Origin of the sequence: Falsihalocynthiibacter sp. BN13B15 (assembly GCF_041205415.1) — a bacterium.
Classification (GTDB): domain Bacteria; phylum Pseudomonadota; class Alphaproteobacteria; order Rhodobacterales; family Rhodobacteraceae; genus Falsihalocynthiibacter; species Falsihalocynthiibacter arcticus.
In genome coordinates this window covers 1-10,133 of the sequence record NZ_JBGFCE010000034.1, presented here as the reverse complement: position 1 = coordinate 10,133, position 10,133 = coordinate 1, and the positions used below count along the sequence as shown (strand labels likewise).

The following is a 10,133-nucleotide window of genomic DNA, read 5'->3' as shown; positions in this document are numbered from 1 at the left end:
CATACATCCTTTTGAGGCGGCGGTTTTGCTCCGCCATATCCTTCATCTCTGTGATCAAAGACGCATCTATTACCCGGCAGGTGATGCTTGCATCACTGAGAGGGCATGCCGCCAAACTTCGCTCGCCATTTATAGAAACTCGCGCTGCTCATCCCATGTTCACGACACAGCTCAGAGACCGGCACACCGCCCTCCGACTGCTTCAAAATGCCCATGATCTGTGCGTCGCTATACCGTGCTGTCTTCATCAAAAATCTCCTCAGATATATTGCCGAGAAAATTCTACTTTTGAACACCACTAATTTTAGGGGGGATTACCGGTTGGCATGCCCCCGTCAATCAAATGTGGTTTTGCAGGCGCTTGGGTGATGCCATTCTCACACGCACGACACGCGTACTTGGGGCGGCGCGTGACCAGCACACGAAACTGGGATGGTACTATGTCCAAACGCTCAGTCACATCCTCGCCGATAATATGACGTTCACAGCCGCAGTCACAAATGATGTTGTCTGGTGCAATATAGGACCGATCCGGTATTGATTTATCCGAGACGAGCACCGAGTGCTCAAGGCTGCAATCATCACCGACCGCTAGAATTCGAAAGTCGCGTTCATCAGCCAGAGCATCAGGTGCAAAATCAAAACACCAGCGTTGGTATGGTCTTTCCGGCAGTACCTTTGGCTGGCACGTGCCCAAGGGTCGCCGTCCAGCGCCCGCGCCTCATCGGATCCGATGATTCCCTTAGTCTTTGCAAAACGTTACCGAGATCTTCCGTGCCCCCGACATCTGTCAGCGGACTTAGAGAAAATATATTGCTCTTTGATCATCGATACGATCCGTTCGTCTTTAAATCGTGCCTTTATAGCTGAGTTTTTTTCTTCGAAATTAGGACAGGCACCGTCTCAAAGGTACTCCTTGAGTCTGCGCCTTTTTCTCGAGAAAAACCTCGGTGAGTTAAGGTGCAAAGCCCGTTTTTGAGATGAAATCGATTTCGACGCCGATGTCTCTGAACCCAATAGTAGGATCAGTCGTGCGATACTAAGGTATTATCTGGCGCGTAAATTACCTCAAATTTCTCAAAAATATCCCCTCACAAGAGATGTCGAAATTAAGGTCCATCCATCTGCAACCACGAAGAATGCCAGCTTGAATGGGAGGGACACAACGGCTGGAGGAACCATCATCATACCCATCGACATAAGCACGGCAGCCACCACAAGATCGATAATTAGGAATGGTAGGAAAACCAAAAATCCGATCTCAAACGCACGTTCAATTTCCGACAGCAAGAAAGAAGGCACTAGCAGCGACAATGGGTGGTCCTGCGTGCTTTCGCCAAGAACCGCGTCAGGCCGTAAAGCTGCGAGAGAATTAAACGTTTCGTCATCAATTCGGCCCGCCATGAATTCTCTAAAAGGCGCCATAGCTTCCTTGAAAGCTTCTTCCATTGGTATTTGGTTTTCAATTAATGGCGAAATTCCCTTGATCCAGGCTTCTGTAAAAACGGGCTCCATGACGAAGTATGTCAAAAAGAGCGCTAAACTCACGATCAACATGTTAGGAGGAGATTGTTGGAGGCCAATCGCTTGTCGAAGTATTGACAGAACGGTCACAATGAATGGGAAACAGGTCACCATAATTGCGAGACCCGGCACGATACTTAAGATCGTTATTAAAGCGATCAGTTGCACGCTTCGAGCTGCAATCGAGCCATCGTCCCCCAATGAGAGGGATAACTCTTGGGCGAAGACGGGCTGATTTAAAGCAACCAAGAATACAGTAGCAGCCCCCATCGCCCAAACTGTTTTAAAGTTCATGATCCTAGAGGCTTTCCTGAATATTGATAACTTCCGTCAGGCGAACAGCAAGCTGTCCGGCCTTGTCGCCCTCTAGTTCTTGAAGCTCACCTTTTGCTATGAGTCGATTGCCGACAAACAACTCGACGGGCTGGTCGATTGTTCTGTCGAGTTCAAGGATGGAATCTTGATCCAGAAGTAGTAAGTCTTTCACCAATGGGCGGGCTTTTCCGACCGAAACAGTGATCTCAATAGGTACCTTTGTGAAAGGGTTGCCTTTATTGCCATCGACCGAAGAGCTATCCATAATTTGTTTCCTTATCTTCCGTTTCAAAAAAACCGTCCAAGGCGCATGAAAACCCGTCGAGTAAACCGTCAAAATCCACTTGGGTCTCCGCTTCCCCAATGCGGATATAGACCTGCCCGTCACCCAAGGATTCTTCCTCAATTATTTTGAGTGGAAGACTATCTTGACCCGCCGATAGTTTTTCCAACGCTTGCCTGTTCATAGGTCCAACGACGAGTTCGACCGGGATCGAGCTTTGCGTTCCGGCCATCTCAATGATTTGGTCGGCGACGAGTGGTCCAATCGCACTTTTTGCCATTTTTGGAAGGACCTTGGCGACCATTTCTCTCAGGAGTGGCTCTAGAGATTTTAGGATAGTGGCCCTTACTTCGTGGTACGTAAATGCTAGTTCATTGAGGTTTCGGGCGAAATCGGAAGAAACTCTCTCCTGATCAGAAACATGCGATGAAAGAGAATCGTCCCAACCAGCCTTGTAACCTTGCTCGAAGGCCTCAAGTCTTGTTTCTTCTAGGGACGAAAAATCAAGTGCGTCGTCTTGTACTTGAGGCAAAACCTTGCCGCTTTCAAACACTTCGAGTTTAAACGGTTTTGACATTACGCGGTTTCCTCATCTTCCATCCAGCTTTTCAGGGTTGCGACGGTTTCCTCTTGGCGTTCCTTAATCATTTCTCGAAGCCTCGCGACGGGATCATCGGAATCCAACTCATTCATAGAGTTCCCCGCGAAGCCGGAGGCCATTGGGAGACTAGGTAGCCCCCCTAAATCGGGCAGGTCAAAATCAGTAACGGTCGACATCGCGGGAGAAGAGAAGCTGTTATCGTCGATCTCTCCGTTTAAGGCGGGTGGTACCGAAAGGTCAAAGCTGGGCATTGGGGGAATTGGCGGTGCGATAACTGGCTGCGGCGCACTACTGGCGATTTCAAGGGTGCCGCTGGTTAAAATTGGCCTTACGACAAACAACCCTAAAATAATTGCAACAAGGCCAAGGACCACAAGTTGAATAACCGTCATAACGTTGACACCCAAGGATGTAATCGTTGAAATTGTGGCCTCGGTGCCAACGTCGGCAAGCGGCTCAAAGGCCATGGATTTGATCGTTATGGTATCCCCACGCGATTCGTTGAAGCCCACGGTTGATGCGACAAGGTCTCTCAAGGATGCAATTTCTTCGTCGCTACGGGGTTGGAAGTTCTCGCTTCCATCTGCTTCAATAGTTCGCAATCCATCGACCAATACAGCGACACTTAAGCGCTTTATTGCTCCAGGAACCTTGAGGATTTCCCGCTTAACTTCGGAAACTTCGTAATTTGTGCGCTCCCGGATTTCGCTGTTTTGACTGGTGCTGGTATCGCCACCACCTTCCGCATCTCCTGCGGGAAGATTGCTCGCAACAGTAACACTACCGGATCCACTTTCATTTGAATTTGTGGAGCGTTCTTCTGTGTCGGTGCTGATTGCAACCCGAGAGTCAGGATCGAAAGTCCGCTCGAAAATGGATTCACTGTCGGTTTCCGTCTCGACGCTTACTTCTACAATAGCTTTTCCGACCCCAACGCGCGCCTCAATAATACGCTCCACACTTCGGCGCATTTCAAGGGCTTTATCGTCCGATGAACTCCCGCCAGACAGCGAATCATCGGCTCCGATAATCACTCCGGCGCGCGCATCGATGATTGACACATTTTCGGGAGTAAGACCCGCAACGGCTGATGCCACTAAATTTCTTAACGCCCGCGCTTGTGCACCGTCCACACCCGCGCCTTGACTGGAAACCGTCACAGATGCTGAAAGGCTCGTGTCGCGTCGGAAAGGTTGTGATGATGAGTTTGAAAGGTGAACTCTCGCGGCTCGAATATTTGGGCTGACCAGAATTGTCCGCGCTAATTCCCCTTCTTTTGCGCGCCAATATGCAGCATCGAACATTTGCGACGTTGTTCCAAATCCGGACAGCGTATCAAGGAGTTCGTAACCCTTAGTACTATTGGCAGGAAGCCCTTCTGCCGCAAGCGTCATGCGCAACTCATCGCGGCGGCTCGAATCGACATAAATCGATTCCCCTCGGACTTCGTAGTCAACATTGCGCTGCTCAAGGCTTTCTACTACATCCCCTGCCGCATTCGCTTCGACGCCTGCATATAAGAGGGCCATTCCGGGATTTGCGGCAATACGGGAGAGCCCCAGAATCGCCGCGAACATGGCCACAGTAGAGACGACGACCATTATTCGGCGGCGCGGGTTGAGAGAAAACCAAACAGACAGGAGCTGTTGCAAATTGATATTCCTTTATTCAGGGCTTCTGCCACTTCTTCAAAAATGACTTTCTGCGAACAGCCTTAACAATCGGTTAGTTTTCGTCTGCCTATAAAGAACATGTTGAAACTTAATGGTGATGACATGGCCGACAATGAGCAGCCTCCTGGCGAGAACGAACAGAAAAAGTCCTCCAAGAAACCTATGGTCATAGGTTTGTTCCTATTGCTTCTAGGCGGAGGCGGTGGCTTTGCTGCCGTTAAAACAGGGATGATTTTTGGCCAGCCAAGCGATGATCCGGAAATTGAACATGTGGAAATAGATGCGCTTCCCAATGTTGAGTTTGTTCCTCTAGATCCGTTGCTCATTTCACTGGGTGGTCCGGGCAGATCAAAGCATCTTCGCTTTACGGCTCAGATCGAAGTTGAGCCAAAAAGCGTTGCGGACGTTACGCGATTGGTTCCCCGCATTGTTGACGTCCTAAATAGTTATCTTCGGGCAGTTGATATCACCGAACTTGAGAGCCCGTCCTCGCTTATTAAGCTACGCGCGCAGATGCTGCGTCGTATTCAAATGGTAACTGGCGAGGGACACGTCCGGGATCTTCTCATCATGGAATTTGTTTTAAATTAGGAGGTTCCTATGACACTTATTGCCGACATATTACTCATCGCTGGCGCCCTTGGTTCCGCTATCTACTGCATCGTACTTTCCCGCCGACTCAAAAAATTCAATGATTTGGAGCATGGAGTGGGTGCTGCCGTGGCTTTGATGTCGACCCAAGTTGACGATATGACCAAAACTCTATCCAAGGCCCAAAACGCCGCAATTTCTTCCACTTCTTCACTATTAGAGTTAACGACGCGTGCTGAAAAATCCGCGCAACATTTGGAACTTCTCGTTGCTTCCTTGCACGACTTACCAAAAGCGTCTGAGCCTGAGTTACGCCCGAAGGATGATGAGAAGGTCGTTGAGTATGAGGATCTTCAGTTTTTGAGGCACAGTCAAAAACCAAAAGAGGAGACTACCGCATGACTGCGAGCAAGCGTTCAACTCCGAAAAAAAGGAAAGCGAGGCAAGGCCGTTACGCTCTTTTCATTGTTTCGGCGCTTTTTGTAATGTCGGGAGTATTAAGGCTCGGTGGTGGAACCGGCATCGCCATAGCTAAGGAAATTGAAGCGCTTCGTGCAAATGAGAGTGATGGGGAATCAGCTTTGTGCGAACCAAGTGCTGGTATTGCAAATTTGCTTTCTGACCTAAGTTCACGAGAAGAACGCGTCATGAACAGAGAACTCGCGCTTGAGAATCGTATGGTCGCTCTCGAGTTGGCAGAGAAAAAATATTCTGAGAGTTTGGCCGAACTCATCGAGGCGGAATTGGCGCTGGACGCCACTATAGTACGAGCGGACTCCGCATCAGAATCGGATTTAGGCCAGTTAACCGCGATGTATGAAAACATGAAGTCAAAAGATGCCGCCGCGCTTTTCGAAGAAATGGATCCAAACTTTTCATCGGGTTTCCTCGTGCGAATGAAGCCAGATGCCGCGGCGGATATTCTGGCGGGGCTCAAACCAGAAACCGCTTATGCGATTAGTGTCATTCTGGCGGGCCGAAATGCCAATGTTCCTCGAGAAGGCCTATAATCGAAAAACATTCTTAACACCCTTTTGCCATAGTGAGTGCAACAAAACTGAAATGGATCGATTTACGCTATGCTGGGAATTATTGGAATCATAGTCATATTTGTTATGGTATTTGGGGGATATCTCGCCGCTGGCGGTAAGATGTCAATTATCCTGAAGTCTCTTCCTTTCGAGTTTATGATGATTGGTGGCGCAGGTACTGGCGCATTTTTGATCTCTAACGATGGAGCCGGCGCGAAATCTACAATCAAAGATCTTGGAAAGGTCTTCAAAGGCGTTAAGTGGAAGCACTCAGACTATCGAGATATGCTTTGCCTGCTTTTTGAACTTATTCGTTTGGCTCGTCAGAACCCCGTTGGGCTTGAGGAGCACATAGAAGCGCCAGAAACATCGTCAATTTTCACAAGATACCCGAAAATCCTGTCGGACAAAGAGGCTGTTGCACTCATTTGTGATACCCTTCGCTCGGCATCGATGAATTATGATGACCCGCATCAAGTAGAAGAAGTGCTTGAGAAGCGCATGGAGGCCAATTTACACCATGCGATGCACGGAAGCCACGCTATGCAATCACTTGCGGATGGCCTTCCTGCACTTGGAATTGTTGCCGCGGTTCTTGGCGTTATAAAAACAATGGCGTCCATCGACCAGCCGCCAGAAGTTCTTGGGAAACTAATCGGCGGCGCTCTGGTTGGTACCTTTTTGGGTGTATTTTTAGCTTATGGATTGATGGGTCCATTCGCTGCAAAAGTACAGTCTGTTGTAGAGGAAGATTCACACTTTTATGGCCTAATTCGAGTAGTCTTAGTGGCAAATCTACATAATCATTCGACAAACATTTGTATAGAAGTCGGCAGGCAGAATACGCCAAGTCATAGTCGCCCAAGTTTTAGCGAACTGGAGGAAGCTCTAAAAGACGTGAAAACCGAGGCCGCATGAAACGGATCATTCAAATAGTTTTATTGTTGTTGGTTTCTTTTCCAGCATACTCCCAAACAATTATCGCTAGATCTGGGGAACATGAAAACTTTTCTCGTATTGTTTTGCCTTTTCAAAATGCGGTGACCTGGGAAATGGGGCGGTTTGATGGTGGATATATTGTGCGATTTGAAACGCCAATTGATGAAATCGATTTTTCAAATGTGTATCGGCTAATACCGAGAACGCGGATTTCCGATCTCGAATTTTCATCGCAGAAAAACGAACTTAAGCTGTTTTTGAATTGCACCTGCCATGCAAATGCCTTCGATTTCAAAGAAGGGAAGCTGGTTTTGGACGTTTTAGATGGCCAACCAATCTCGGGCTCGCTGTTTGAAAACGCTCTAAGGAGTCCAGAAGATGAGGGGCCAGACGACAGAACTGTGATCGCAGCTCAACCTATTATTCGATTACTTGATACCAATGCGCCTCTTCAAGAAAAGAAAGACAATGATGTTAGTAAGTCAGAAATTGACAAAGCAAAAAATCATGCGCTAGATTTTGCTTTAAAACCACTGCCAGCTTCAGAACGCGGTGTTTCATTGTTGTTCGATACATTTCCCAGGCTTTTGGACGAACCCGCTAACACCGCTATTGCAGAAATTTCTAGTGGCAAAATAACAGGAATGGAATCGAAGTTGGCCACCCAAATTGGGCGCGCCTCCACCCAAGGTCTTCTAGAACCAAATTTGCTGGAAAGGCCGACCTTTCCACCTCAACCGACCATTCTGAATGAACCGCTTGCCTCAGGAAGTGTTGGCCCGACTGCCGAGGTTCCCAACAGAAAAACTCCACATATCCGCATTCAAGCAACAACCAGCATTGATCAAGGCGTGATCGATGCGTTTGCCAACAGCGGTCCACTTCGAATGAATGGGCTAAAGAACGAATGTCTACCGAAGGAGGCATTTAGTGTTGAAAATTGGGGAACCGAGGGGGCGATATTCTCGGGAATTTCTAACGCTCGCATTCGGCTGTTTAGTGAATTCGACGCAGCATCAAATGAGGCTGCCGAAAGCCTCGCAATGGCGTATATTTACGCAACTTTCGGTAGTGAGGCAATGCAAGTAATTAAAACACAAAGTACTCAGCTTAGTAACCACAACTTGCTTTCTGAAATTGCTTGGACACTTGAATATGGCAGCGGAATTCAGGAGGGTATCCTGTTTGAACAGCTTAACTGCGCCACTGCGGGTGCCATGTGGGCAATTCTCTCAAGCACTAAGATTCCGAAAAACCATTCTATTAACCTACCTGTCGTGAAGAAATCGTTTTCTGAACTGCCACTACATCTCCGCCGCTATTTGGGCCCACGATTGGTAGAAAAGTTTTTACAAGCAAGCGATCGCATAACTGCAGTAGAAATTAGGAATGCTGTTAGTAGGGCGGAAGGGCAACACGGCGACGAATTCACCTTAGCGGATGCCAAATTAGAAATTTCTCAAGGCTACTCGATTAAGGCAATAGATTCATTGTCAACGATTGCTGGAGGTGGCTCGGAAACCTCAATCGAAGCTCTACTTGAAATTGTTCAAAATGAAATTCTAAATAAAAAACCCGTTTTAAAATCCAGGATTCTGGAACTCGAAGCTTTGACGTTTGAATTGCGAGGTACTGAAATAGAAGCCAAAATCATACCTACGTTAGTAGCAGCTATAGTGAAAAACAACAATCTTCAAAAGGCGTGGGACATCTTGGCAGCGTCATCTGAAGCGAACGTTTTGACACCAGAAATCCGCTTGAGCTTGTTTTCGCAAACTCTGATTGGGGCATACGAGAATATGGACAGTGCGAAATTTCTTGAGTTTGTTTACACTAATGAAGAATTGATTGTTGCGCTGGACCTTTCACGTTCTTTGAAACAACGCTTGGCCAAGCGACTAGTTGACAATGGGTTATCAAGTTTTCCGGTAAAAATTTTAGGAATTCAAGAGCTGGACGAGGAAGGTGACGCTTTGATATTTGCCGCCGCTGCCAACAATAGAAACGAGCCGCACATGGCTATAGAGTTGACAGCAAATTACCCCAACAATGAGACTGCTACACGAATCCGAATCAGAGCCGCAGTTTTGTTAAAAGACAATAAGCTTAGAGCTTTTGAGGAAGCCAAGCTTGGCAATGATGACGCTGCCATTGAAGCTCAATGGAGAAGTCGTGATCTTGCGGCCATTTCTAGGCGATCATTTTCAGACTTGAGTGCGGCTGCCACGCTACTTGATGTTCAAGAGAAAACTTCCGTGAAGAATAAGGTCGGAGATATCAAACTTGCTTCATTGAAGGGAAAACTGAATGAAATTCGTAACGTTAGAAGAGTAGCAACTGAACTTCTAGTTAAGTTTCGGGGGCCTTTAGAAGATAATTGATGCGGTCTTCTTTTTCGAATAGCATTGGCGAGGTGACCCGCCCCCCGAGGCTCCCTCATTCATAATGAGAGTTTGCGAGTTTGGATTTCATATTCTGGATCGTCAGTTTGGGCAAGTGCGTCGAGCGCGAGGCTTTCAAATTGCTCAAGCGCACGACGGGCTTCTGCGGGTGTTTGGTTTCCCAACGATGAACGCGGCCTGACGTTATTGTAATCGTACCACCAGAAGCCAGTTAGCGGCGGGTATAGGTGTTCGTGACCCGCCGCACGTTTGCGGCCCCTTCGCAGCTTGCTGGCAATCGTTTTCATCTCTTTGCGAACTTCAGGATTATCCGGCGGTTTATCGCGCCGGACGGTTTTGGAATCGACACCCATTGACCGGCAGGGCATGTTTACATGCCCGAGAAGGGACACGCTTGCACGCTCGGCGTGTCTGACGTCAGCACCTGCTGACGTCTACTTTGGGCGCGATAAAACAATCTTGAGAGAAAGGGAAAAGATCAAGAAACAGACAATCAGAGGACGACGATTGCAACATCAAAAACAAGCAGCATAATCAATCACACAAACGAACCAGAGCCTCTAATACTCAAGCCGCTCTGACGTCCAACTTTATATGACGAAGGACACACACGTCAGCTGTCGGCATCCCAGCTTCTTGCTCTTTGATCATCCGGTAATCCCCCCATTTTTAATGGGGTCCAGCCGTAGAATTTACGCGGCCATTTTCAGTTTCATGGCGGGTGTGATGCCGCCGATGCCCATGTTGGGTCGCTCGTTGTTGTATGTCCAGAGC

General features: G+C 47.9%; 9 protein-coding genes and 3 pseudogenes. 5 read left to right on the top strand and 7 right to left on the bottom strand.

All coding sequences use genetic code 11. From position 1 onward, the window contains the following. The 6 genes and pseudogenes from AB9F26_RS21765 to fliF all read right to left on the bottom strand — a co-directional run. Positions 1-248: pseudogene (locus tag AB9F26_RS21765) on the bottom strand (transposase); the annotation flags it as partial. A gap of 71 nt (positions 249-319) precedes the next feature. Beyond that, a pseudogene (locus AB9F26_RS21760) lies at positions 320-493 on the bottom strand (IS66 family transposase zinc-finger binding domain-containing protein); the annotation flags it as partial. Between the two features lie 584 nt (positions 494-1,077). Next, the gene (gene fliP / locus AB9F26_RS21755; protein ID WP_369769076.1) at positions 1,078-1,818 is read right to left on the bottom strand and encodes a flagellar type III secretion system pore protein FliP; all 741 of its coding nucleotides are present in this window, start codon (positions 1,816-1,818) and stop codon (positions 1,078-1,080) included. A 4-nt stretch (positions 1,819-1,822) separates the two neighbouring features. Next, on the bottom strand, positions 1,823-2,104 hold the full coding sequence (locus tag AB9F26_RS21750) for a FliM/FliN family flagellar motor switch protein (RefSeq protein WP_369769075.1): 282 nt from the start codon (positions 2,102-2,104) through the stop codon (positions 1,823-1,825). Next, positions 2,097-2,699, bottom strand: a complete 603-nt coding sequence (locus tag AB9F26_RS21745) for a flagellar biosynthesis protein (protein ID WP_369769074.1) — start codon at positions 2,697-2,699, stop codon at positions 2,097-2,099. The genes AB9F26_RS21750 and AB9F26_RS21745 overlap by 8 nt, the downstream gene beginning before the upstream one ends. After that, positions 2,699-4,375, bottom strand: coding sequence for a flagellar basal-body MS-ring/collar protein FliF (gene fliF / locus AB9F26_RS21740; protein WP_369756760.1), 1,677 nt, complete (start codon positions 4,373-4,375; stop codon positions 2,699-2,701). The genes AB9F26_RS21745 and fliF overlap by 1 nt, the downstream gene beginning before the upstream one ends. A gap of 123 nt (positions 4,376-4,498) precedes the next feature. On the opposite strand from fliF, the gene fliL reads away from it, so the two are divergent. The 5 genes from fliL (at position 4,499) to AB9F26_RS21715 (ending at position 9,338) form a co-directional block, all read left to right on the top strand. Next, positions 4,499-4,987, top strand: coding sequence for a flagellar basal body-associated protein FliL (fliL, locus tag AB9F26_RS21735; RefSeq protein WP_369756761.1), 489 nt, complete (start codon positions 4,499-4,501; stop codon positions 4,985-4,987). Between the two features lie 9 nt (positions 4,988-4,996). After that, on the top strand, positions 4,997-5,389 hold the full coding sequence (locus tag AB9F26_RS21730) for a hypothetical protein (RefSeq protein WP_369769073.1): 393 nt from the start codon (positions 4,997-4,999) through the stop codon (positions 5,387-5,389). 245 nt (positions 5,390-5,634) lie between these two features. Next, complete coding sequence (locus tag AB9F26_RS21725) at positions 5,635-5,997, top strand: MotE family protein (RefSeq protein ID WP_369756762.1); 363 nt, start codon at positions 5,635-5,637, stop codon at positions 5,995-5,997. Between the two features lie 69 nt (positions 5,998-6,066). Continuing rightward, complete coding sequence (gene motA, locus AB9F26_RS21720) at positions 6,067-6,936, top strand: flagellar motor stator protein MotA (RefSeq protein ID WP_039003216.1); 870 nt, start codon at positions 6,067-6,069, stop codon at positions 6,934-6,936. Next, complete coding sequence (locus AB9F26_RS21715; protein WP_369769072.1) at positions 6,933-9,338, top strand: hypothetical protein; 2,406 nt, start codon at positions 6,933-6,935, stop codon at positions 9,336-9,338. The genes motA and AB9F26_RS21715 overlap by 4 nt, the downstream gene beginning before the upstream one ends. Positions 9,339-9,397: 59 nt before the next feature. Here the strand turns inward: AB9F26_RS21715 and AB9F26_RS21710 are convergent. Continuing rightward, a pseudogene (locus AB9F26_RS21710) lies at positions 9,398-9,562 on the bottom strand (IS3 family transposase); the annotation flags it as partial. Between the last annotated feature and the right edge of the window lie 571 nt (positions 9,563-10,133).

Excerpts from the sequence above, each read along its gene's own strand:
- AB9F26_RS21730 (WP_369769073.1), top strand. The coding sequence starts at position 4,997 with ATGACACTTATTGCCGACATATTACTCATCGCTGGCGCCCTTGGTTCC.
- AB9F26_RS21725 (WP_369756762.1), top strand. The coding sequence starts at position 5,635 with ATGAACAGAGAACTCGCGCTTGAGAATCGTATGGTCGCTCTCGAGTTG.
- fliP (WP_369769076.1), bottom strand. The coding sequence starts at position 1,818 with ATGAACTTTAAAACAGTTTGGGCGATGGGGGCTGCTACTGTATTCTTG.
- motA (WP_039003216.1), top strand. The coding sequence starts at position 6,067 with ATGCTGGGAATTATTGGAATCATAGTCATATTTGTTATGGTATTTGGG.
- AB9F26_RS21745 (WP_369769074.1), bottom strand. The coding sequence starts at position 2,699 with ATGTCAAAACCGTTTAAACTCGAAGTGTTTGAAAGCGGCAAGGTTTTG.
- fliL (WP_369756761.1), top strand. The coding sequence starts at position 4,499 with ATGGCCGACAATGAGCAGCCTCCTGGCGAGAACGAACAGAAAAAGTCC.
- AB9F26_RS21750 (WP_369769075.1), bottom strand. The coding sequence starts at position 2,104 with ATGGATAGCTCTTCGGTCGATGGCAATAAAGGCAACCCTTTCACAAAG.
- AB9F26_RS21715 (WP_369769072.1), top strand. The coding sequence starts at position 6,933 with ATGAAACGGATCATTCAAATAGTTTTATTGTTGTTGGTTTCTTTTCCA.